The following is a 22,705-nucleotide window of genomic DNA, read 5'->3' on the forward strand; positions in this document are numbered from 1 at the left end:
ATAAGAAGGTTGCGTCCGATTGTCAGCTGTCCCAAAAATGCATAAAGCTTGAATGACAGCAATCCGGAAGATTACCTTGTGGATGAAGGACATTTGGGAGGGTGAAATGCTCTCCTCGATAGACGTTGTTCGTAAAAGAGAAATTCATAGCTGGATAGGATGTGAAACCGATGGTTGTTAGCATGACAGGCTTTGGAAGAAGCAAAGCAGAGTCTGCTCAGCATGCGGTTACGGTTGAAATGAAATCAGTGAACCACCGCTTTTGCGAGTTTACGATACGCATGCCCCGACAGTTATTAAAGCTGGAAGATAAAATCAAAAAATATCTCGGACAATACATAAAACGTGGGCGTGTTGAAATTTTTGTGATCATCGAAGGAGCGGGGGCTCTTAAACGTTCAATACATGTTGACTGGAATTTGATTGAGGATTATTATCAATTCATAAAAAAAATAAAAGAAAAATATCAGTTAAATGGCGAAATCCAAATCAGCGACTTTCTTCGTAAAGAAGAATTAATTACGATAGAAGAAAGAGAGGAAGAAAACGAGGAACTTGAAAAACTTGTTTTCCAAACGATAGAAGAAGCTGTTCGAAATTTGTTGGAAATGCGTAGATTAGAAGGGGAACAGCTTGAAAAAGATTTGCTGATTCAATTAAATAAAATTCAGACGGTCATTAAAAAAATTCAATCTCTTGCACCGAAAGTGTCCAAGCATTATCAAGAACGCCTTGAAAAGAAAGTAAAAGAAGCTGTGTCCAATAACGAGGTGGATGAAGCCAGAATTTTATCGGAAGTGGCTATTTTGGCTGATAAAGCGGATATTAATGAGGAATGTGTAAGATTAGCCAGCCATATAAAGCAATTTTCACAGCTTTTGGAGAAAGATGAACCGATCGGCAGAAGGCTTGATTTCATCATTCAAGAAATGAACAGAGAAGTCAATACGATTGGTTCCAAAGCGAATGACTCAGAGATCGCGGCAAATGTCATTGAATTAAAAAGCTGTTTAGAAAAAATGAAAGAACAAGTACAAAATATTGAGTAATAGGTCAGAACTTCTACGTTCAAAATCAAACATTGATTGGAGGAGCCGCATGTCCATCAGGCTGATTAATATTGGGTTTGGAAATATTGTTTCTGTCAATCGAATCATTTCCATAGTCAGTCCTGAATCCGCCCCGATTAAGCGGTTGGTTCAGGAAGCGCGCGAAAGAGGTTCATTAATTGACGCTACATACGGGAGAAGGACTAGAGCTGTCATTATTATGGACAGCGGTCATATTATACTCTCAGCCGTTCAGCCCGAAACGGTCGCGCATCGAATTGTTTCAAAAGAAGAATTGGAGGAAGGATAATTTCATGAGGAAAGAAAAAGGATTGTTGATTGTCTTGTCCGGGCCGTCCGGTGTAGGAAAGGGAACGGTGCGCAAGGCGATTTTTTCAGACCCAAATGTTGATTTCGAATACTCGATTTCCATGACGACCAGACAGCCTCGGGAAGGTGAAGTAGACGGTGTAGATTATTTTTTTAAAACCCGCGAACAATTCGAACAGCTTATAAAGGAAGGAAAGTTGCTTGAATATGCGGAGTATGTGGGGAATTATTACGGAACTCCGCTTGATTATGTGAAAGAAACATTGGAAGCGGGAAAAGACATCTTTCTGGAAATCGAAGTGCAAGGAGCCAAACAAGTACGTGAAAAAATTCCCGATGGCTTATTTATTTTCCTTGCGCCGCCAAGCCTTTCCGAACTGTATAATCGCATCGTGAATAGAGGAACAGAAGATGATGAACGAATTCGCGGACGAATGGAAAAGGCTCGCAAAGAAATCGAAATGATGGATTTATACGACTATGTAGTGGAAAATGATGAAGTGGAAAAGGCATGCGAACGCATTAAAGCCATCGTTATTGCCGAGCATTGCCGACGTGAAAGAGTTCAGCATCATTATAAAAAAATGTTGGAGGTAGAATAGTATGCTTTATCCATCGATTGACTCTTTATTAAAGAAAATTGATTCCAAATACTCACTTGTCAGCATTGCCGCCAAAAGAGCGCGTCAATTACAAGATCATCCTGAAGACGAACTTTTAGATTCCTATGTTTCACAGAAATATGTCGGTAAAGCATTGGAAGAAATAGATGCCGAGTATTTAACCTTAAAAGAAAAAACAGAAGGTACAACTTACTCCGATGAAGGATAACAACCTTATTAGGTTGTTATTTTTTCTTAATCAAAAAAGTCGAATCATGTCAGCGGTTTTCATTCGTGTGACATAAAAGCATAGACAAGTCAGTCGTTTATACGAAGAAGGAATTTTGAAATAGGAAGAGATGCTTTTAACCTGTAGGCGCCCATTAACCGATTTTATTTCCGTGAGGTTTTTTGTTTTGCTTCTTGATCCGGAATGTTTCGTTTACAAAGTCGAGTGAAAAAACAAAGCTTTTCTGTCCAATAGCGGTACAATGGTATAGAGAAGGGGGTTTCATAATGTTGAAAGGAAAAAACATCTTACTATGCGTTACAGGTGGCATTGCCGTTTACAAAGCAGCGGCATTGACCAGTAAATTAACGCAGGCGGGGGCTTCTGTAAAAGTCATTATGTCCAACGGAGCTCAAAAATTTGTCACGCCCTTAACGTTTCAAGCGCTGTCTAGAAACGATGTTTATACAGATACATTTGATGAAAAGCATCCCGAATCGATCGCCCATATTGACCTGGCAGATTGGGCCGATCTCGTTCTCGTGGCGCCGGCTACAGCGAATATAATCGGAAAACTTGCCAACGGCATAGCGGATGATATGATTTCGACGACTTTGCTTGCTGCTACTGCTCCGGTTTGGATAGCGCCGGCAATGAACGTCCATATGTACGACCATCCTGCGGTGAAGCGGAATATTGAACGTCTGCAATCTTACGGTTATCAATTTGTAGAACCAAATGAAGGTTATTTGGCTTGCGGATATGTAGGAAAAGGAAGGATGGAGGAACCGGAGAACATTGTCAAGTTGATTAGCTCGTATTGGGAAAAAGAAAAAAATCAGCCTTTGAAAGGAAAGAAAATCGTCATAACAGCGGGGCCGACACGCGAAATTTTAGATCCTGTCCGCTTTTTTTCCAACCGTTCTAGCGGAAAAATGGGATACGCCTTGGCGGAAGAGGCCCATCAATTAGGAGCTGATGTAACGCTTATTTCCGGCCCGGTTTCGTTAAATCCGCCGATCGGTGTGAACGTAAAATATATAGAAAACGCAGAAGAAATGTACGACGCCGTACTGGAGGAGTTTCCGTCCGCAGACATTGTCATTAAAAGTGCGGCTGTTGCCGATTATCGTCCAAAACAAGTATCCAATGAAAAGATGAAAAAACAGGATGGAGATTTGATCATCCAAATGGAACGGACGAAAGATATTTTAAAAACGCTCGGCGAAAGAAAAGATCATCAGTTCCTCGTTGGTTTTGCCGCTGAGACTTCCAATCTCGATGAATATGCAATGAGTAAATTGAAGCGGAAAAACGCAGATATGATCATTGCCAATAATGTGAACGAAAAAGGCGCCGGCTTTGAGGAAGATACCAATATTGTGACAATCTATAAAAAAGACGGTTCAAACAAACGATTAGGGCTTATGTCCAAAAAAGAATTGGCAAAAGAAATCTTTCGTGAAATCGTCAAAACGCTTCAAGAGGAAAGATCAAAATGAACGTAGCAAGCGTGATTGTGGATGTACCAACCATGCAAACCGACCGGCCGTTTGATTACTTGATTCCTGAAAAATGGAGTCAAATGATCCAGCCAGGCATGAGAGTGATCGTGCCTTTCGGGTCAAGAAATGTGCAAGGGTATGTAGTGAAAGTAAAAGACCATTCGTCTTTTCCTCAGTTAAAAGCCATTCGAGAGCCAATGGACGTTGTTCCGGTACTGAATCAAGAGTTGATGGATCTAGCTGACTGGTTGACGAAAACGACGCTTTGTTTTAAAGTTTCGGCCTATCAAGCGATGCTTCCAGCTGCCATGAAAGCAAAATACGAAAAGCGATTCGCGGCAGTCAACGAAGAGAAGATAGCGGATGAGAAGGTAGCCGAGCTGTTTAAGAATAAAAAGGAAATCACTTGGGAAGAAGGGGAAAAGGCGGGACTTTTAACCTCTATACAAAAAGAGGTGAAAGCTGGAACGGTTGAATTGATTTATAAGGTGAAAAGCAAAGGAAACAAAAAGACAGTACGGATGATTGGCACGAGATTATCGGCCGAGGAACTGTCAGAAGCCGCTTCCCGTTTAAAGGGGAATGCCGTCAAACAAAAACGGCTGATCGATGTGTTTAAACAACATCCAGGAGAAATGATATCTGCAAAAGAACTGCTGGAGAATGCAAACAGTACGTCATCCAGTTTGCAGGCGCTGATCCAAAAAGGGATTTTGTATGAAGAGCAAAAAGAAGTATATCGCGATCCTTATGCTCAAACGGATTTTGAAAAAACAAGTCCCTTTCCTTTGACAGATGAGCAAAGAAAAGCCATTTCCCCCATTATTGAAGCTTTGGAAGAAGAAAAGCATGAAACTTTTTTATTATACGGAGTGACAGGCAGCGGAAAAACAGAGATTTATTTGCAATCGATCCAAAAGGTACTGGAAAAAGGAAAAGAAGCCATTGTGCTCGTACCGGAAATTTCTCTGACACCGCAAATGGTTCATCGCTTTAAAAGCCGATTTGGTGATGATGTAGCCGTTTTGCACAGCGGATTGTCCATTGGCGAAAAGTATGATGAATGGCGGAAAATTTTAAAAAAAGAAGCGAAAGTAGTGGTGGGAGCTCGTTCGGCTATTTTTGCGCCGTTTGAAAACATCGGGATCATCATCATTGATGAGGAACATGAGACAAGCTATAAACAAGAAGAAACTCCGCGATATCATGCTAGGGACGTCGCGATCAAAAGAGCACAGCATTTTAATTGTCCCGTCATTTTAGGAAGCGCCACTCCTTCGTTGGAAAGTTTCGCGAGGGCGCAAAAAGGTGTATACCATTTATTAACGCTGAAAAACCGTATGAATCACCGCGATCTTCCTGAAGTGGAAATTGTCGATATGAGAGAAGAGCTGCGGGCTGGCAATCGTTCGATATTTTCAAGGTCTCTATTTGAAAAGTTAAAAGATAGAGTGGAAAAGGGCGAACAAACCGTGCTGCTTTTAAACCGAAGAGGACATTCCTCCTTTGTCATGTGCCGAGACTGCGGCTATGTCGTTCAATGTCCGCATTGCGACATTTCATTAACATATCACCATTTTTCAAATGAAATGAAATGCCATTATTGCGGCTATGAAACAATAGCGCCGTCTGTTTGCCCGGAATGCGGCAGCCCATATATTCGCTATTTTGGGACCGGAACACAAAAAGTAGAGGAAGAATTGGGAAAGCTGCTGCCTGAGGCCAGAGTCATTAGAATGGATGTGGATACGACACGAAAAAAAGGCGCTCACGAAACTCTTCTGCGCCAGTTTTCAGAAGGAAAAGCCGATATTTTACTAGGAACGCAAATGATTGCGAAAGGGCTGGATTTTCCGAATATTACACTTGTCGGGGTGTTAAGTGCGGATACGATGCTGCATCTTCCCGATTTCCGCTCGTCAGAAAAAACGTTTCAGCTATTAACCCAGGTGAGCGGACGAGCCGGCAGGCATGAATTGCAAGGAGAAGTGGTTGTTCAAACCTATACCCCTGAACATTACAGCATACAGCTTGCCGGTCAACAAAATTTTGAGCGTTTTTATCAGCGGGAGATGATCATGAGAAAATTGGGAAGTTATCCTCCGTTTTATTATTTGGCCCTTGTCAATGTCAGCCATGAGGATCCGCTCGTGGCAGCCTCCGTAACAGAAAAAATTACGAAATTCATCCGCAGCCGGCTCTCCAATAAAACGGTTGTTCTCGGACCGACTGTTTCTCCCATTCCTCGGATCAATGATAGATATCGCTATCAATGTTTGATAAAATACAAGCATGAACCAATGCTTTCCGATACGTTGAAATCGATATTGGAACAGTATAACGGACAAGGATCCTATTCTCATTTGCAAATAGCAGTGGATATCAATCCGTTTGTGATGATGTAAGTTAGGAGGAAAAGTTTTGGCGATATTACCTATTGTCACTTATCCGGCAGAAATATTAGAAAAAGAATGCAAGCGAGTGACATCTTTTGATAAACATTTAAAAAAATTGATTAAAGATATGCACGAAACAATGTTAGAGGCGGACGGGGTTGGTCTGGCCGCTCCTCAAGTCGGGATCGATCTCCAAGTAGCAGTTGTGGATATCGGAGACGAAAATGGAATGATCGCACTTGTCAATCCGGAAATTTTGGAAACAAAAGGGACCCAAACAGATATAGAAGGCTGTTTAAGTATTCCCGGTCTATACGGGGAAGTGACAAGGCCCTATTACGTGAAGGTAAGGGCAAAAGATTGGAAAGGTCGAACTTTCATCATCGAAGCCAATGGTTTTTTGGCAAGGGCGATTCAACATGAAATTGATCATCTTCACGGTATTTTGTTTACTACTAAAGTAGATAAATATATAGAAAAAGAATCGTTGGAAGGGTATGAGGCTGAATGATCAAGATTGTATTTATGGGAACACCCGATTTTTCTGTTCCTATTCTAAGAAGGCTAATAGAAGACGGCTATGAAATTCAAGCGGTTGTGACACAGCCTGACCGCCCTGTTGGCCGCAAAAAAATACTCACTCCGCCTCCTGTTAAAGTAGAAGCAGAAAAACATGGCATTCCCGTTCTCCAGCCAGAAAAATTGAGAAACTCAGACGAATTGCGAACGATATTGAGTTTCAAGCCGGATATCGTCGTGACCGCAGCCTACGGACAAATTTTGCCAAAGGAACTGCTTGAAGCACCCAAATACGGCTGTATAAATGTTCATGCTTCTCTTTTGCCGGAACTTCGCGGCGGAGCGCCGATCCACTACGCGATCATACAAGGCAAAAAGAAAACAGGCATCACCATCATGTATATGGCAGAAAAATTGGATGCCGGAGATATTATCAGCCAAGTGGAAGTGCCGATCGAAGAAACGGATCATGTCGGCATCTTGCATGACAAATTAAGCAGGGAAGGGGCCGAATTGCTTTCCAAAACGCTTCCAAAAATTATAAATGGCGAAATCACGCCGATTAAGCAAGACGAGAGTCGGGCGACATTTGCTCACAATATTAAGCGAGAGCAGGAAAAAATTGATTGGACCAAGCCGGGTGAGGATATTTACAATCATATACGTGGTTTGCATCCTTGGCCGGTTGCCTATACTACACTTGATGGGAATATAGTGAAAATTTGGTGGGGAGAAAAACAAACGCTCCCTGAAAAACAAGAACCCGGAACCATCATGGCGATAGAAAATGACGGAATTCTCGTCGCTTCCGGAAATGAAACAGGCATCAAGATTACGGAGCTCCAGCCAGCCGGAAAAAAGAGGATGAAAGCAGAACAGTTTTTGAGAGGAGCCGGATCTCTGCAAATTGGAATGAAATTGGGAGATTGAAATGGAGAAAAAAAAGAAAAATGTTCGCGAGGCTGCGCTTGAACTGTTGGAAGCAGTCGAACAAAATCAGTCATACAGTAATTTATTGCTGAATTCAGCTATTCAAAAATACGATTTAACAGGTCCGGATGCCGGTTTATTGACAGAATTAACATATGGGACGATACAAAGAAAATTTACGCTGGATTATTTTTTGGCACCGTTTTTGAAACACAAGCTAAAATCATGGGTACGAAATTTATTGCGATTATCTTTGTACCAAATGGTGTATTTAGACAAAGTTCCTGACCGTGCTGTTATATTCGAAGCGGTGGAAATAGCCAAAAAACGGGGCCATAAAGGAATTGCCGGCATGGTCAATGGCGTGCTTCGCTCCATACAACGAAAGGGATTGCCAGCATTAGATGCGATCACGGATCCAGTCAAGCGAATTTCGATTGAGACAAGTCATCCGGAGTGGCTTGTCAAGCGCTGGATTCGTCAATTCGGATTGGAAAAAACAATAGCGATGTGTGAAACCAATTTGTCCGTTCCTGTTCAAACGGTGCGCGTGAATGAAACGAAAGCAGATAGGGCGGAAGTTTTAATCAGCTTGCGCCAAGAAGGATTTTCAGCAGAAGAAAGTCCGATTTTGCCGGAAGCCATTCGAGTTTTGAAAGGGAACGCAGCCCAATCGTCCGCTTTTCAGAAAGGGTTGATGACCATTCAAGATGAAAGTTCTATGCTGGTAGCGCACGCCATGAAACTGGAACCCGGAATGGTTGTCCTTGACGCCTGCGCTGCTCCCGGCGGGAAAACGACCCATATGGCGGAAAAAATGCAGGGAACAGGAAAAGTGTATGCTCTTGATTTACATCCTCATAAAATCAAATTGATTGAAGAAAATGCAGTTCGATTAGGTCTTGAAAATATTTCCTCCCTCCCTCTTGATAGCCGTAAAGGAGGAGAAAAGTTCCCGCCGCAATCTTTCGACCGTATTTTAGTCGATGCCCCCTGCTCTGGACTAGGCGTTTTAAGACGGAAGCCGGATATAAAATATGTCAAAAAACAGGAAGATCTTCAGTCTTTGCAGAAAATACAATTGGAAATATTGGACGCCCAGGCACCTCTTTTGAAATCCGGCGGCCTTTTGATCTACAGTACTTGTACGGTGGACCAAGAAGAAAATGAAGGTACCGCCAATCGATTTCTTGATCGCCATCCTGAATTTGAACCCGAGCCGTTGGATCATCTGCCGGAAGCGGTGCAGCCGTTTGTAACGGGACATTTTCTTCAAATTTTTCCTCAAGATTTTGGCGGAGATGGATTTTTTATCAGCTGTTTTAGAAAGAAGGATGAATGAAAATGGAACAGACAATCACGATGACGAAAAAATCTAAGAAAATGATAGAAGACAGGCCGCCTTCTATCTACTCAATGGAACTGCCTGAGTTGAAAGAATGGATCCGCCATCATGGCGAAAAACCTTTCAGAGCAGAACAAATTTATGATTGGCTCTATAAGAAACGGGTCACGTCGTTTGAAGAAATGACGAATTTGCCGAAAAGCCTTCGGGATAAACTGGCGGAACACTTTACTATCACCACATTGAAAACGATTGTTCAACAAACTTCTCAAGATGGCACCATTAAATTTTTATTTGAATTGCATGATGGATTTTCTATTGAAACGGTGCTAATGCGTCATCGATACGGAAATTCGGTTTGCGTGACCACACAAGTTGGATGCCGGATTGGATGCACATTTTGTGCCTCAACTTTAGGAGGATTAAAAAGAAATTTAGAGGCGGGGGAAATCGTGGCGCAAGCGGTGCATGTGCAAAAAGCGCTCGATGAAATGGGAGAACGGGTCAGTTCCGTCGTCATTATGGGAATTGGAGAACCGTTTGATAATTATGATCAAATGCTTTCGTTTTTAAAAATTATCAACCATGAAAAAGGACTCAATATCGGCGCTCGCCATATTACGGTTTCTACAAGCGGAATCATACCGAAAATCTATCAATTTGCCGATGAAAATTTGCAAATTAATTTCGCCATTTCCCTCCATGCTCCTAATAATGAGCTTCGCAGCAAATTAATGCCAATTAACCGCGCATACAAATTGCCGGATTTAATCGAAGCCGTAAAGTATTATATTGAAAAAACAGGCAGAAGAGTCAGCTTTGAATACGGATTGTTCGGCGGAGTAAATGATTCGGTTGAACACGCCGAAGAATTGGCCGAGCTGATCAAAGATCTAAAGTGTCATGTCAATTTAATTCCAGTGAACTATGTTCCGGAACGAAATTATGTTCGGACGCCGAGAAGCCAAATCTTTAAATTTGAGAAAACGTTGAAAAAACACGGAATCAATGTAACGATTCGCCGTGAACACGGGCATGATATTGACGCTGCTTGCGGGCAACTCCGCGCTAAGGAGCGGAAAGAAGAAACGAGGTGACCGCTTATGGAGTCAGTGTTTAAGACTGATAAAGGATTAGTCCGCCAGCATAACGAAGACAGCGGCGGAATTTTTCGCAACTCATCCGGTGACCTCTTGGCCATTGTGGCCGATGGAATGGGCGGCCACAATGCTGGAGATGTCGCCAGTGAAATGACGATCAAAGAATTGCAAAAAGAGTGGCAGCAAACAGAGATGATTTCCACCCCTGACAAGGCGGAAGAATGGCTAAAGACGGCCATTGTCAAAGTGAATGAGAAGATTTTATCCCACTCAAGGGAAAATATTGAATGTTCGGGTATGGGCACGACCATTGTGGCTGCGGTTTGCACAAGCCGCTTCTGCACGATTGCCAATATCGGGGATAGCCGTTGTTATATTTTGAATGAAAACGGCTTTCAAAAGCTGACGGAAGATCATTCTTTAGTGAACGAACTTGTAAGAACAGGACAAATCACCAAAGAGGATGCTGAACATCACCCCCGCAAAAATGTTTTGACGAAAGCCCTTGGGACAGAGGAGGAAGTAGCTGCCGATGTGCTAAGCATCACCTTTGAAGATGGCGATTATTTGCTGCTCTGCTCGGATGGCCTTTCCAATAAAGTTTCGGAAGCGAAAATGGAAGAAGTGATTAAAGGGGAACTTCCGTTGGCGGAAAAAGCTCAAACGCTCATTGACTTAGCCAATCAAGAAGGCGGAGAGGATAATATCACCATTGTGATTTTACACCAGACAGCCGGGAGTGAAAGCGGGTGATCGGAATGCTTGCCGGCAGGAGAATCAGCGGAAGATACAAAGTAATCGAAATGATTGGCGGAGGCGGGATGGCGCATGTCTATTTAGCACGAGATATCATATTGGACCGAGATGTGGCTCTAAAAGTATTGAGAATGGATTTTGCCGAAGAAGAAGAATTTATACGCCGTTTTCAAAGAGAAGCTCAATCGGCAACCAGTCTTGTTCACCCGAATATCGTGAATATTTATGATGTGGGAGAAGAAGACAATATTTTTTACATTGTGATGGAATATGTGGATGGAATGACTTTAAAACAATACATAATGCAGCATTCCCCTATCCCGGTGGAGAAAGTGCTAGACATCATGAGTCAGCTGACTTCTGCTATCGCCCATGCACACCGCAATTCGATTATTCACCGTGATATTAAACCGCAGAATATTTTGATCGATCACAATGGTCATGTCAAAATTACCGATTTTGGCATTGCGATGGCTTTAAGTGCGACGTCGATTACCCAAACCAACTCTTTTCTCGGATCTGTGCATTACATCTCTCCTGAACAAGCTCGAGGAGGAGTAGCAACAAAAAAATCAGACATTTACTCTCTTGGTATTGTAATGTACGAACTGCTGACAGGAAATTTGCCATTTTCAGGAGAAACAGCTATTTCCATCGCCTTAAAACATTTGCAATCCAATACCCCCTCTTTGCGGGAAAAATTTCCGGAAATTCCGCAAAGTGTGGAAAATATTGTGCTGAAAGCTACTTGCAAAGACCCTTTTTACCGTTATAACAGCGTGGAAGAAATGGAAGAAGATATAAGGACTGCTCTTGAACCGAGCCGACTGAATGAACCGAAATTTACCATTTTGGTGGACGAAGAAGAAACAAAAGTCATACCTGCCATTAAAGGTCCACTTCCGGTAGATGATTTAGAATCGACGGCTGTTTACCCATTAAAAGAAGAAACGAACAGTGGGTCGGACAAGCCGGAAAAAAAGAAAAGAAAAAAATGGCCTTGGATTGTAATCGGAATTTTCTTGCTCTTGTTGTTGGCAGCGGGGAGCGTCTTTGTGATCCCGGATTTATTGGGACCGAAAGAAATCAAGGTGCCGGATGTTCATGGGAAAACGGTGGATGACGCCGTTTCGAAATTGGTGACGGATGGATTGAAAGTTGGAGACACGATCGAAAGGTTTAGCGATCATGTACCGGCAGGAAAGGTCATCTATACCAAACCTGGTGCTAATCAAACAGTAAAAGAGGGATCTTCTGTTGATCTGTATGTAAGCTCCGGGAAAAAAACATTTAAACTGGATGATTATCGTGATCGGGATTATAATGAAATCGCCGACATGTTGGAAAAAGAACATTTTAAAAGGATCCGTAAAGTAGAGATATATGACGATCACCCGCCGGGAACCATCATAGACCAAGATCCGGGGCCAAATGAAAAAGTCGTTCCGGAAGAAACAGAGATGACATTTACGGTAAGCAGGGGTCCGGAAAAGGTATCGCTGATTGATTTGACTGATTACAACGAGAAAAGTTTGAAAGATTATGCGGCCACAAGCGGTTTAAAAGTGGACATTGTCAGAAGAGATTATTCTGACAGTGTGCCGGAAGGGCTGGTAATCTCTCAAAATCCTTCAGCCGGTACGCTGTTAAACAAAGGGGATAGAGTGGAAGTTGTGCTGTCAAAAGGCAAAAAAGAAATTCCGCCTAAAACCGTTACAAAAGAATTGTTCATTCCATATGAACCGGATGAAGAAGGAAAGCCTCAAGAAGTGGTCATTTACATCGAAGACGCAAACAACAGCATGACTGTACCATATGAGACTTTTTTCATTCATGAAGACACGAGAAAAACGATTTCATTGACGATTGCCAGTGGCAAAAAAGCAGGATATAAAGTGGTTAGAGATAAAAAAGTCATCATTGACGAAATGGTCCCTTTTCCGGATGACGAGTAAGTCCATAACGACAACTTTGACCAACTATTTTTCTTGAGCGATCCGTTGGCTTTAAAAGTCTTACCTGTAAGAAAATCATTTTGAGTAAGGAGGAATGCAATGGCTAATGGAAAAATTATTAAAGCGCTGAGCGGATTTTATTATGTATTAGATGGAGAAAAAGTGGTTCGATGCCGAGGAAGAGGGGTGTTTCGAAAACAAAAAATTTCCCCTCTTGTCGGTGATTATGTGGAATATCAGTTGGAAAGCAATCAGGAAGGATATATTTTAAGCATAGAGAAGCGCAAAAATGAGCTGATCCGTCCGCCCATTGCGAACGTAGACCAAGCCATTTTGGTTTTTTCAGTGGCGCGTCCCAATTTTCATCTCGGGCTTTTGGACCGTTTCCTTGTGTTAATCGAATCTAAAGCGATCACACCGATCATATGCCTCACAAAAATGGATTTGCTTTCGCCGGAAGACGAACAAAAAATCCACTCATACTGTGAGGATTACAGGGAAATCGGCTATCAAGTCATTACCACATCTGTTAAAAACGGGAGCGGCTTAGATCAAATTCGTGCTGTTTTGCAAGAGAAAACATCGGTGTTTGCTGGACAATCTGGTGTCGGTAAATCTTCGCTTTTGAATGCATTGCGTCCAGACTTACAATTAGAGACGAAAGATATTTCCGATTCGCTGGGAAGGGGAAAACATACCACTCGCCATGTGGAATTGATTGAAATAGATAATGGTCTTGTGGCCGATACTCCTGGTTTTAGCTCCCTTGAATTAGGAGACTTGGACCTTGATGAATTGTCGTCTTGTTTTCCGGAAATTCATCAACTAAGTCAATATTGCAAGTTCCGAGGGTGTCGTCATTTGAATGAACCAAAATGTGCAGTGAGAGAAGCGGTGGAAATGAAGAAAATTCCCGCTTATCGTTATGATCATTACCAACAGTTTTTAGTTGAAATAAAAGAGAGAAAGCCGAGGTATTGATGGACTATGATCAAAATTGCACCTTCCATCCTTTCCGCCAATTTTTCGAAATTAGGGGAAGAAGTGAAAGAAGTTGAAAAAGGCGGGGCCGACTACATTCATGTGGATGTGATGGATGGACATTTTGTCCCTAACATTACGATGGGACCGTTGATTGTCGAAGCCGTCCGACCTGTTACGAAGCTGCCGCTGGATGTCCACTTAATGATTGAAAACCCGGATGCTTATATTGACACATTTGCCAAAGCAGGTGCTGATTATATTACGGTCCATGTGGAAGCGTGTCCGCATCTTCATCGCACGATTCAACACATCCGTTCGCTGCGAGTAAAGGCAGGTGTAGCGGTCAATCCGGCTACCCCTGTAGAAATGATCCGTCATGTGCTAAATGACGTTGATTTAGTTCTCGTCATGACCGTCAATCCTGGATTTGGCGGACAAACCTTTATCGATACTGTTCTTCCGAAAATTCGTCAAGTGCGGCAATTAGTGAGTGAAAACGGTCTTGATGTCGAAATTGAAGTGGATGGCGGTATCAACGCAGAAACAGCAAAATTATGCGTCGATGCCGGCGCGAACGTGTTAGTGGCCGGCTCAGCCATTTTTAATCAGGAAGATCGCCAAAAAGCGATCAGCTTGATCCGTAAACGACTGGAACAATAATGGATAAAGGATATTGTTGTATCCTCCATCTTTATACTCTTACACAATAGTTTCATAGAAAAGGCGGAGGACCTCCCTCCCTTTTTTTAATGGTTGATTCGCTAAGAAGAGGGAAAAAATATTTGCACATTAGGCGTTTCCCGTTTGGAAAAGTTTAAAATCAGTACTCATTGCTATAGATGCATTCATGGGAATCGATAGGAGGAATATGGATGAATGTGGGCATTGTGGCAGGCGGTCCCCGTATATGTATACCGGATTTAAAAGCGTTTGATGGACAAGAGATGTATTGGATCGGGGTCGATAAAGGCGTGCAATATTTGCTGGATGAACAAATTGTGCCTGATCTCGCTGTAGGTGATTTTGATTCCATTCGAGAGAGCGAATGGAAGCGAATAAAGGAAAAAGTGCGAAATATTAAAAAATACAGACCGGAAAAAGATGAAACCGATATGGAGCTAGCCATCGAATACGGTGTAAAGCAAAATCCAAACACCATCTCTCTGTTTGGCGCCACCGGCGGGAGGCTGGATCATTTTTTGGCTAATATCAGTTTGCTTGTGAATGAGAAATGGAGCAAAAGCTCTATAGATTTTAAGATCATCGATCGCCAAAATATCATCTCGGTTCATCGTCCGAAAAAATATGAAATACGAAAACTTCCTGATAAGCCATATGTTTCTTTTCTTCCTGTGAACGGCCATGTTGAAGGATTAACGCTTACAGGGTTTAAATATCCTTTACATAATTATACGGCAATATTTGGATCGACTCGATGCATAAGCAATGAACTGATTGAAGAAAAAGGTACTTTTTCCTTTACAAGCGGCATATTAATGATGGTAAGAAGTTCCGATGAAATGCCAATCAGTCCGGCACGTTAGGACGATACGTACTTATTTCCTTTGTTTGAATATAATATGGCGAATAGACCATTATCATCCTTCAGATGAATGGGGAGGGACATGGAATGAAATTTTATACGATTAAATTGCCTAGATTTTTAGGCGGAATTGTCCGGGCAATGCTTGGTACCTTTAAAAAAGGATAAAGAGAAAAGAGAAATGGTTTCCAAGGGGCTGACGTCGGGCGGAAGGCCAGATTTTTCAGCATGCTATGAACTGCCCAGCGTAGCGTGTCTTGAGTGATTGAGTGAGTCAGGCCTTTGGACTCACCCCCCTTTTCATGAGACATAAATGGGTGAAAGCGTAAAAAAGAGAAACGAGAGGAAAGCGAAAATGGTCACCTGAAATGGCCGTTGAAGTGAAAATGGAATGGCTGCAGATCATTCATTATATTATATGACGGGATAAAAAACAAGCACCCGAGAGTGGGTGCTTATTGTCATTATACACGTTCAACTTTTCCGGATTTTAAAGCTCTTGCAGAAACCCAAACCCGTTTTGGCTTACCGTTAACTAGAATGCGCACTTTTTGTAAGTTTGCTCCCCAAGTACGCTTGTTGGCATTCATAGCGTGGGAACGTCTATTTCCGGTACGCGTTCTGCGACCAGTAATCACGCATTGTTTTGCCATTTGATTCCCTCCTAACTGCAGAAGCTGAAAATGTTCAATTTCATTACTTCCTTATCTTCAAACAGACACTAATATAATTTAACATAGAATATTGGTTAATGCAATATCAGGAAGGGAAAAGACACCGATGAATCTCTGGCTTTTTAGCTATTAAGATGTAAAAAATGACCAAATCATGGGAGGCAAAGCTTTTGTTCACAGTTAAAATGGATTTTGAAGGATTAAACAGCTGTCTGTTGTACTCATGCACAAAATTTGATGTTCAATAGAAGCCATCTGGCTGTACGTTCATTGATCTGTATGATAGAAAAGGAAGGAAAAGCAAGAATGAAAGAGTCATTTCTCATCTCTTCTTGTAATAAAATAAGTTGGGTTTGGTTGATTCACAAGGACAGAAGGGAAGAGGACTTATTTTTAATATGATAGGAATTTACGAATAGGAGACAAAAACTGGAACAAAATATCTTTCAAGAAAAACACCTTGACGCTGATCGATTAATTTGGAATGATAAGAACGGAAGGTTCACTTTTAAAAAGCCCCTATGTATAGTAAAATGTTTGTAACAAAGGAAGAATCCGATAAGGAGGGCTCTTTTCATGTCGATTGAGCTAAAAACGAAGTATGGAACGGTAGATATTTCTAATGAAGTCATTGCCACTATTGCCGGTGGAGCTGCTGTAGATTGTTACGGCATAGTGGGTATGGCGTCCAAAAATCAACTGAAAGATGGATTAACGGAAATTTTGAGACGAGAAAATTTCACCCGTGGCGTGATTGTTCGGCAAGAAGGCGATCGGATTCATATCGATATGTACATTATCGTTAGCTATGGAACGAAAATTTCCGAAGTGGCCCATAACGTTCAAACGAAAGTAAAATATACACTTGATCAAACAGTTGGGCTGTCAGTTGATACAGTCAATATTTTTATACAAGGTGTCAGGGTGACGAACCCTTAGTGAGGAGGAAAAAATACGTGTCGATAACATCTTTGGATGGTAAGCGTTTTGCGGAAATGATCATTGCCGGTGCCAATAACTTGGCTGCCAATGCACAAATGGTCAATGCATTAAACGTATTCCCTGTTCCTGACGGCGACACGGGAACAAACATGAATTTGTCTATGACTTCCGGAGCTAAGGAAGTTCAAGAACATTTAACAGATCATGTAGGTAAGACTGCGGCTTCCCTTGCAAGAGGATTATTGATGGGAGCGCGCGGCAACTCAGGTGTGATTCTTTCCCAATTATTCCGTGGGTTTGCTAAAGCAATTGAACAAAAAGAATGGATTAATAGCCAAGAATTCGCTAATGCTTTTGAAGCTGGAGTAGATACAGCTTATAAAGCGGTCATGAAGCCGGTAGAAGGAACGATATTAACGGTTGCGAAAGATGCTGCAAAAAAAGCCGTTCTAACGGCTAAGCATGAGCGCGATATTGTGAAAGTGACGGAAGCATTGCTGGAAGAAGCGAAAAGCTCTTTGAAACGAACCCCAGAATTGCTCCCGGTGTTAAAGGAAGTGGGGGTAGTCGACAGCGGGGGACAAGGGCTTGTCCTTGTATATGAAGGATTTTTAGCCGCTTTAAAAGGGGAACAATTGCCCGGAACTCCTGCGATTGAACCGACGCTTGACGAACTCGTCAAAGCGGAACATCATAAAGCTCAAAGCTTCATGAAAACAGAAGACATTGTGTATGGCTATTGTACGGAGTTTATGGTTCGTTTGGAAAAAGAGAAACTCAAAGATCATCCATTTTCAGAAGAAAAATTTCGGGAAGACCTTAGCCAATTTGGCGATTCTCTGCTTGTTGTTGCAGATGACGAAGTGGCTAAAGTACATATCCACTCGGAACGACCTGGTGAAGTGCTTACATATGGACAGCAATATGGAAGCTTCATTAAAATAAAAATCGAAAACATGCGTGAACAGCATAGTCAAATTGTAGGGGAAACCCACCAACAGCTGCATACGGATACAAAGAAGAAAGAGAAACAGCCGTATGGGATTGTAACGGTTGCCATGGGAGAAGGAATTGCTGAAATGTTCAAGAGCATAGGAGCTTCTGCAGTCATTCCGGGCGGACAAACGATGAATCCAAGTACGGAGGACATCGTCAAAGCGGCGCAGGAAGTTAACGCTGAAAAAGTCATCATTCTCCCAAATAATAAGAACATTATTTTAGCAACGGAACAGGCAAAAGAAATGATTGATGCAGAAGTAGTGGTGGTCCCTTCGAAATCGGTTCCCCAAGGAATAGCCGCTCTGCTTGCTTTTCGTCCAGACCAAAGTTTGGAGAAAAATCAGGCAGCTATGGCGGAAGCGATGGCTCATGTTAAGACGGGACAAATTACGTATGCCGTTCGAGATACGGCGATTGACGGCATTTCCATTGCTAAAAATGATTTTATGGGCATTTTAGATGGAAAGATTGTAACGACCAGCAAAGATAAAATGGAAGCTGCCATACATTTAATTGAGAATATGGTGGAAGAAGATAGTGAAATTATCACCATTTTTTATGGTGAAGATGTTTCCAAAGAAGAAACAGAAGAACTCGTTGCTTTCATTGAAGAGAAATATGAGGATTTGGAAATAGAAGTTCATAATGGAAAGCAACCGCTTTATTCTTTTATTATTTCGATTGAATAGGAAAAGGAACTAAATCGAATATTGGGAAGTCGACGAATAGAAGGGGATATTCCCCTTCTATTTCGTATGGAAATCATTTTAATTAAAAAAATGATTTCGTTGGGAAAGATGGAATATGGCGGCTGTGTGAAACGGGACTATTAACCCTTTTTGAATTCAATCACGAAACAGAAAGCTTTAGCCAAAGTAAAAAAGTGATAGAAAGGTGCTGCCTCTGTCAAAAGTATCTTTGCCATTCACGATAATGATAGTCACAGCAGAAGGGGGGGATGCGGTGGCTCTCCTGTAGGAGATGTCCGTAATAAGGGGGAGACATCGCAAAATAACCGTGAATAATCTGCTTTCTCGAGACGTTGGTGTTTTAAAAGGGATCGGTAAAGAAACAGCCAATTCGCTTGCGGAAATGAACATTTACTCCATTAAGGACTTATTGGAATATTTTCCTTACAGGTACGAAGATTACCGCTTGAGAGACTTGGCCGATGTCCCTCATGAAGAGAGGGTAACGGTCGAAGGGAAAGTTCACAGTGATCCTTCTGTCATGTATTACGGTCGGAAAAAATCACGTTTAACGTTTAAACTTCTTGTAGATCGCTATTTAGTGACAGCGGTCTTTTTCAATCAGCCCTTTTTAAAGAAAAAAATCAAACTGAACGATACGATCACAGTCACCGGAAAATGGGATCGCCACCGTCAAACGATCACTGTGCAACACTATCATCTCGGTCCCTACTCATATCGCAGCGAATTTGAACCGGTATATTCTTTAAAGGGAAACATCACGTCCAATATGTTGAAAAAATTTATTGCAACCGCCCTTAATGAATATGGAGATTATATTCGAGAAAATCTACCGACCGCATTTCTTGAAAATTATAAATTACCGGGTCGCCGGGAAGCCATTCGGGCGATACATTTCCCGAAAAACGCGCAGGAATTAAAACAGGCGCGCCGTCGTTTTGTGTACGAGGAATTTCTATACTTCCAATTAAAAATACAGGCGTTGCGAAAATTTGAGAGAGAGCATTCAAAAGGTCAAGAGCAACATTATGATGTGAAAAAACTTAGAGAATTTATTCAACATTTGCCATTTCCTCTGACTAATGCTCAGAAACGTGTGATCAATGAAATTTGCGCCGATTTAAAATCGCCTTACCGTATGAACCGATTGCTTCAAGGAGATGTTGGTTCGGGAAAAACTGTCGTGGCTGCCGTTTGTTTATATGCAACGATTACAGCAGGCAATCAAGGAGCCTTGATGGTGCCGACGGAAATATTGGCGGAACAGCATACGGCGTCTTTACGTGAACTTTTTGAACCTTTTGACGTCACCGTTGAGCTGCTTTCAAGTTCTGTAAAAGGAAAGAAAAGAAAACAGGTATTGGAACAGCTGGAAAACGGAGACATTGATATTTTGGTAGGTACTCACGCTCTCATACAAGAGGATGTAAATTTCAAACAATTAGGCACGGTCATTACGGATGAACAGCATCGATTCGGAGTTGAACAAAGAAGAGTGTTGCGGGAAAAAGGAGAAAATCCCGATGTGTTGTTTATGACGGCGACGCCGATACCGAGAACGCTGGCGATCACCGCTTTTGGAGAGATGGATGTGTCCATCATTGATGAAATGCCAAAAGGACGAAAAGCGATTGAAACGTATTGGGCAAAGCATGATATGTTTGAACGTGTTCTAGCCTTTATGGAAAAGGAGCTGCGTCGAAATAAGCAGGCATATGTGATCTGCCCGCTGATTGAGGAATCTGAAAAGCTGGACGTGCAAAATGCCATCGATATTCATGCCCAATTAACCCATTATTTTCACAACCGCTACAACATCGGGCTGATGCACGGACGACTAAGTGCTGAGGAGAAAGACCAAGTGATGAATGCATTTAGTCGCAATGAAATTCATGTTCTTGTTTCCACAACTGTTGTCGAGGTCGGAGTGAATGTTCCAAATGCTACCATTATGGTGATTTATGATGCTGATCGTTTCGGACTTGCTCAGCTGCATCAATTAAGGGGACGTGTTGGACGAGGGAATGAGCAATCGTATTGTATTCTAATCGCTGATCCTAAAACAGAAGTAGGTAAAGAACGTATGAAAATTATGACGGAAACGAACAACGGGTTCGTTTTAAGCGAAAAAGACTTGGAATTGCGCGGACCGGGAGATTTATTTGGGAAAAAACAAAGCGGGTTGCCAGATTTTAAAGTGGCTGATGTCGTTCATGATTATCGTGCGCTGGAAACAGCCCGGAAAGATGCGGCCGAGCTTATCCAGTCAGATGCTTTTTGGACCACCGAAGAATACGAACCGCTGCGCACGTATTTACAAGAGTCGGGAGTCCTGTCTGGCGAAAAGCTGGATTAACCAAAAAAGAGAGGTCGTTTCCTTCCGCATCCTTTACTCTCACTCGTCGGGAGGAAAGATTTGAATGATTGTCTCGGTTGAGGAAGAAAAACGTTTACAAATTACGAACGGAATGCCAATATGATCTTGCATTCTATATTTTTTGATTATATACTACTGTTAGTACCTAGTACTAATATCGGATGGTGTATAATATGAGATTATCCAAAAAAGAACGGCAAAAAAGGCTCCAGGAGACAATTGAAGACAATCCTTTTATCACCGACGAAGAATTAGCAGAACGATTTCGTGTGAGTGTGCAAACCATTCGATTAGATCGTATGGAACTTTCCATCCCGGAGTTGCGGGAACGGATTAAACACGTGGCAGAAGAGCGATTTCGGAACGAAGTCCGTTCTCTCCCGATTGAAGAAGTGATCGGTGATATTGTTGATATAGAACTTGATAAGAGCGCCATCTCCATTTTTGATGTGAAAGAAGAACATGTTTTTAGCAGAAATAAAATTGCCAGAGGCCATCATCTTTTTGCCCAAGCCAATTCGCTTGCAGTCGCTGTGATCAATGATGAGCTTGCTCTTACGGAAAAAGCCAACATTCACTTTACCCGTTCTGTCAAAGAAGGAGAGAGGGTAGTAGCAAAGGCGAAAGTATCAAATCCTCAAACGGAAACGGGAAGAGCGATTGTGAAAGTAAGAAGTTATGTTGGACAAGAGCTGGTATTTTATGGAGAATTTACTATGTTTCGTTCGAAATCAACAACAAAGGATGAAGAACTATGAAAATAGCAGTAGACGCCATGGGCGGTGACAACGCCCCGAAAGAAATAGTGCTGGGAACAAACAGGGCTTTAGAAGAGTTTCCGGATTTAGAAATTGTTTTGTTTGGAAAAGAACAAGAGATTAAACAGTATTTAAAAGCAAGCGATCGAGTGAAAATTGTACATACGGATGAAGTCATTCTGGGGACGGATGAACCCGTAAAAGCAGTTAGAAGGAAAAAAAATTCATCCATGGTTTTAATGGCTGAAGCGGTAAAATCAGGAGAAGCAGATGCGTGCGTGTCTGCCGGAAACACAGGGGCTTTAATGGCCACGGGACTGTTCGTGGTTGGAAGAATTCCGGGAATTTCCCGTCCGGCTCTCGCCATCACGTTGCCGACAGTTGACGGAAAAGGCTTTTTAATGCTTGACTTGGGAGCCAATGCTGAAGCAAAACCGGAGAACTTGCTTCAATATGCTTTGATGGGGACGATATACTCTGAAAAAGTTCGGGGAATATCCCGTCCGCGGGTAGGACTTTTGAATATTGGAACCGAAGAGAAAAAAGGAAATGAACTGACGAAATCGACATTTGATCTATTGTCCCATACAAATCTCAACTTTACGGGCAATGTGGAAGCAAGAGATTTGCTTCAGGGGGCAGCGGATGTCGTTGTGACAGACGGATTTACCGGAAATATGGTGTTAAAAACAATCGAAGGAACGGCTCTTTCTGTTTTTTCTATGACAAAAGAAGTCATGCTGTCGTCATGGAAAACAAAATTGGGAGCTAGCTTGATGAAATCGGAATTATCAGGGCTGAAAAAGAAAATGGATTATTCGGAATATGGAGGCGCCGGGCTCCTTGGGTTGAAAGCACCAGTCATTAAGGCTCATGGATCTTCCAACGCCACAGCTTTTTATAACGCCCTTCGCCAGGCGCAGGAAATGGTCAAATACAACATAACCGGAATTGTGAAGGAAGAAGCGGAAAAACTGCAAAATCAAGAAGCGTAAGGAGAGA

General features: G+C 42.2%; 22 protein-coding genes. 21 read left to right on the plus strand and 1 reads right to left on the minus strand.

Features of this window, described 5'->3' with window-relative positions; genetic code table 11:
• Positions 1-170: 170 nt before the first annotated feature.
• From BSM4216_RS06255 to spoVM, 16 genes are all read left to right on the plus strand, one after another.
• Entirely contained in the window at positions 171-1,049 is an 879-nt protein-coding gene (locus tag BSM4216_RS06255) for a YicC/YloC family endoribonuclease (RefSeq protein ID WP_048623126.1), read from the plus strand.
• Positions 1,050-1,098: 49 nt separating this feature from the next.
• A complete protein-coding gene (remA, locus tag BSM4216_RS06260) occupies positions 1,099-1,359 on the plus strand; it encodes an extracellular matrix/biofilm regulator RemA (protein ID WP_003354521.1) in 261 nt (86 codons plus the stop codon).
• 4 nt (positions 1,360-1,363) lie between these two features.
• Positions 1,364-1,981 (plus strand): guanylate kinase, encoded by a 618-nt coding sequence (gmk, locus tag BSM4216_RS06265; protein ID WP_048623127.1) that lies wholly within the window; start codon positions 1,364-1,366, stop codon positions 1,979-1,981.
• A 1-nt stretch (position 1,982) separates the two neighbouring features.
• Positions 1,983-2,210 carry a DNA-directed RNA polymerase subunit omega gene (rpoZ, locus tag BSM4216_RS06270; protein ID WP_003354523.1) on the plus strand — a complete coding sequence of 76 codons (228 nt, stop codon included), beginning with the start codon at positions 1,983-1,985 and terminating at the stop codon, positions 2,208-2,210.
• A gap of 287 nt (positions 2,211-2,497) precedes the next feature.
• Complete coding sequence (gene coaBC, locus BSM4216_RS06275; RefSeq protein WP_048623128.1) at positions 2,498-3,712, plus strand: bifunctional phosphopantothenoylcysteine decarboxylase/phosphopantothenate--cysteine ligase CoaBC; 1,215 nt, start codon at positions 2,498-2,500, stop codon at positions 3,710-3,712.
• Positions 3,709-6,120 carry a primosomal protein N' gene (gene priA, locus BSM4216_RS06280; RefSeq protein ID WP_048623129.1) on the plus strand — a complete coding sequence of 804 codons (2,412 nt, stop codon included), beginning with the start codon at positions 3,709-3,711 and terminating at the stop codon, positions 6,118-6,120. The genes coaBC and priA overlap by 4 nt, the downstream gene beginning before the upstream one ends.
• A gap of 16 nt (positions 6,121-6,136) precedes the next feature.
• Positions 6,137-6,622 (plus strand): peptide deformylase, encoded by a 486-nt coding sequence (gene def, locus BSM4216_RS06285; RefSeq protein ID WP_048623130.1) that lies wholly within the window; start codon positions 6,137-6,139, stop codon positions 6,620-6,622.
• Complete coding sequence (gene fmt / locus BSM4216_RS06290) at positions 6,619-7,560, plus strand: methionyl-tRNA formyltransferase (protein WP_048623131.1); 942 nt, start codon at positions 6,619-6,621, stop codon at positions 7,558-7,560. Before def ends, fmt begins: the two co-directional genes overlap by 4 nt.
• A gap of 1 nt (position 7,561) precedes the next feature.
• On the plus strand, positions 7,562-8,902 hold the full coding sequence (gene rsmB / locus BSM4216_RS06295) for a 16S rRNA (cytosine(967)-C(5))-methyltransferase RsmB (protein ID WP_048623132.1): 1,341 nt from the start codon (positions 7,562-7,564) through the stop codon (positions 8,900-8,902).
• A gap of 20 nt (positions 8,903-8,922) precedes the next feature.
• Positions 8,923-10,002, plus strand: coding sequence for a dual-specificity RNA methyltransferase RlmN (gene rlmN, locus BSM4216_RS06300; RefSeq protein WP_371836613.1), 1,080 nt, complete (start codon positions 8,923-8,925; stop codon positions 10,000-10,002).
• A gap of 6 nt (positions 10,003-10,008) precedes the next feature.
• Complete coding sequence (locus BSM4216_RS06305; protein ID WP_003354530.1) at positions 10,009-10,758, plus strand: Stp1/IreP family PP2C-type Ser/Thr phosphatase; 750 nt, start codon at positions 10,009-10,011, stop codon at positions 10,756-10,758.
• A 5-nt stretch (positions 10,759-10,763) separates the two neighbouring features.
• Complete coding sequence (pknB, locus tag BSM4216_RS06310) at positions 10,764-12,716, plus strand: Stk1 family PASTA domain-containing Ser/Thr kinase (protein WP_048624423.1); 1,953 nt, start codon at positions 10,764-10,766, stop codon at positions 12,714-12,716.
• A 99-nt stretch (positions 12,717-12,815) separates the two neighbouring features.
• Entirely contained in the window at positions 12,816-13,697 is an 882-nt protein-coding gene (rsgA, locus tag BSM4216_RS06315; RefSeq protein ID WP_003354533.1) for a ribosome small subunit-dependent GTPase A, read from the plus strand.
• 6 nt (positions 13,698-13,703) lie between these two features.
• The gene (gene rpe / locus BSM4216_RS06320) at positions 13,704-14,360 is read left to right on the plus strand and encodes a ribulose-phosphate 3-epimerase (protein WP_048623133.1); all 657 of its coding nucleotides are present in this window, start codon (positions 13,704-13,706) and stop codon (positions 14,358-14,360) included.
• A gap of 212 nt (positions 14,361-14,572) precedes the next feature.
• Complete coding sequence (locus tag BSM4216_RS06325) at positions 14,573-15,244, plus strand: thiamine diphosphokinase (protein ID WP_048623134.1); 672 nt, start codon at positions 14,573-14,575, stop codon at positions 15,242-15,244.
• An 86-nt stretch (positions 15,245-15,330) separates the two neighbouring features.
• A complete protein-coding gene (gene spoVM, locus BSM4216_RS06330; RefSeq protein WP_040341495.1) occupies positions 15,331-15,411 on the plus strand; it encodes a stage V sporulation protein SpoVM in 81 nt (26 codons plus the stop codon).
• A gap of 296 nt (positions 15,412-15,707) precedes the next feature.
• Here the strand turns inward: spoVM and rpmB are convergent, their stop codons facing one another.
• Positions 15,708-15,896, minus strand: coding sequence for a 50S ribosomal protein L28 (rpmB, locus tag BSM4216_RS06335; RefSeq protein WP_003354536.1), 189 nt, complete (start codon positions 15,894-15,896; stop codon positions 15,708-15,710).
• A gap of 597 nt (positions 15,897-16,493) precedes the next feature.
• Here rpmB and BSM4216_RS06340 point away from each other — a divergent pair.
• From BSM4216_RS06340 to plsX, 5 genes are all read left to right on the plus strand, one after another.
• On the plus strand, positions 16,494-16,856 hold the full coding sequence (locus BSM4216_RS06340) for an Asp23/Gls24 family envelope stress response protein (protein ID WP_003354537.1): 363 nt from the start codon (positions 16,494-16,496) through the stop codon (positions 16,854-16,856).
• 17 nt (positions 16,857-16,873) lie between these two features.
• The gene (locus BSM4216_RS06345; RefSeq protein WP_048623135.1) at positions 16,874-18,547 is read left to right on the plus strand and encodes a DAK2 domain-containing protein; all 1,674 of its coding nucleotides are present in this window, start codon (positions 16,874-16,876) and stop codon (positions 18,545-18,547) included.
• Between the two features lie 328 nt (positions 18,548-18,875).
• Positions 18,876-20,924, plus strand: a complete 2,049-nt coding sequence (gene recG, locus BSM4216_RS06350; protein WP_048623136.1) for an ATP-dependent DNA helicase RecG — start codon at positions 18,876-18,878, stop codon at positions 20,922-20,924.
• Positions 20,925-21,118: 194 nt separating this feature from the next.
• Positions 21,119-21,703, plus strand: coding sequence for a transcription factor FapR (gene fapR / locus BSM4216_RS06355; protein ID WP_048623137.1), 585 nt, complete (start codon positions 21,119-21,121; stop codon positions 21,701-21,703).
• Positions 21,700-22,698, plus strand: a complete 999-nt coding sequence (gene plsX, locus BSM4216_RS06360; RefSeq protein ID WP_048623138.1) for a phosphate acyltransferase PlsX — start codon at positions 21,700-21,702, stop codon at positions 22,696-22,698. The genes fapR and plsX overlap by 4 nt, the downstream gene beginning before the upstream one ends.
• Positions 22,699-22,705: the final 7 nt, after the last annotated feature.

This window comes from Bacillus smithii (genome assembly GCF_001050115.1).
Lineage (GTDB): Bacteria > Bacillota > Bacilli > Bacillales > DSM-4216 > Bacillus_O > Bacillus_O smithii.

Bases quoted from the DNA above. Each gene is read 5' to 3' on its own strand.
- BSM4216_RS06255 (WP_048623126.1), top strand. From the start codon at position 171: ATGGTTGTTAGCATGACAGGCTTTGGAAGAAGCAAAGCAGAGTCTGCT.
- remA (WP_003354521.1), top strand. From the start codon at position 1,099: ATGTCCATCAGGCTGATTAATATTGGGTTTGGAAATATTGTTTCTGTC.
- gmk (WP_048623127.1), top strand. From the start codon at position 1,364: ATGAGGAAAGAAAAAGGATTGTTGATTGTCTTGTCCGGGCCGTCCGGT.
- rpoZ (WP_003354523.1), top strand. From the start codon at position 1,983: ATGCTTTATCCATCGATTGACTCTTTATTAAAGAAAATTGATTCCAAA.
- coaBC (WP_048623128.1), top strand. From the start codon at position 2,498: ATGTTGAAAGGAAAAAACATCTTACTATGCGTTACAGGTGGCATTGCC.
- priA (WP_048623129.1), top strand. From the start codon at position 3,709: ATGAACGTAGCAAGCGTGATTGTGGATGTACCAACCATGCAAACCGAC.
- fmt (WP_048623131.1), top strand. From the start codon at position 6,619: ATGATCAAGATTGTATTTATGGGAACACCCGATTTTTCTGTTCCTATT.
- rsmB (WP_048623132.1), top strand. From the start codon at position 7,562: ATGGAGAAAAAAAAGAAAAATGTTCGCGAGGCTGCGCTTGAACTGTTG.
- rlmN (WP_371836613.1), top strand. From the start codon at position 8,923: ATGACGAAAAAATCTAAGAAAATGATAGAAGACAGGCCGCCTTCTATC.
- BSM4216_RS06305 (WP_003354530.1), top strand. From the start codon at position 10,009: ATGGAGTCAGTGTTTAAGACTGATAAAGGATTAGTCCGCCAGCATAAC.
- pknB (WP_048624423.1), top strand. From the start codon at position 10,764: ATGCTTGCCGGCAGGAGAATCAGCGGAAGATACAAAGTAATCGAAATG.
- rsgA (WP_003354533.1), top strand. From the start codon at position 12,816: ATGGCTAATGGAAAAATTATTAAAGCGCTGAGCGGATTTTATTATGTA.
- rpe (WP_048623133.1), top strand. From the start codon at position 13,704: ATGATCAAAATTGCACCTTCCATCCTTTCCGCCAATTTTTCGAAATTA.
- BSM4216_RS06325 (WP_048623134.1), top strand. From the start codon at position 14,573: ATGAATGTGGGCATTGTGGCAGGCGGTCCCCGTATATGTATACCGGAT.
- spoVM (WP_040341495.1), top strand. From the start codon at position 15,331: ATGAAATTTTATACGATTAAATTGCCTAGATTTTTAGGCGGAATTGTC.
- rpmB (WP_003354536.1), bottom strand. From the start codon at position 15,896: ATGGCAAAACAATGCGTGATTACTGGTCGCAGAACGCGTACCGGAAAT.
- BSM4216_RS06340 (WP_003354537.1), top strand. From the start codon at position 16,494: ATGTCGATTGAGCTAAAAACGAAGTATGGAACGGTAGATATTTCTAAT.
- fapR (WP_048623137.1), top strand. From the start codon at position 21,119: ATGAGATTATCCAAAAAAGAACGGCAAAAAAGGCTCCAGGAGACAATT.
- plsX (WP_048623138.1), top strand. From the start codon at position 21,700: ATGAAAATAGCAGTAGACGCCATGGGCGGTGACAACGCCCCGAAAGAA.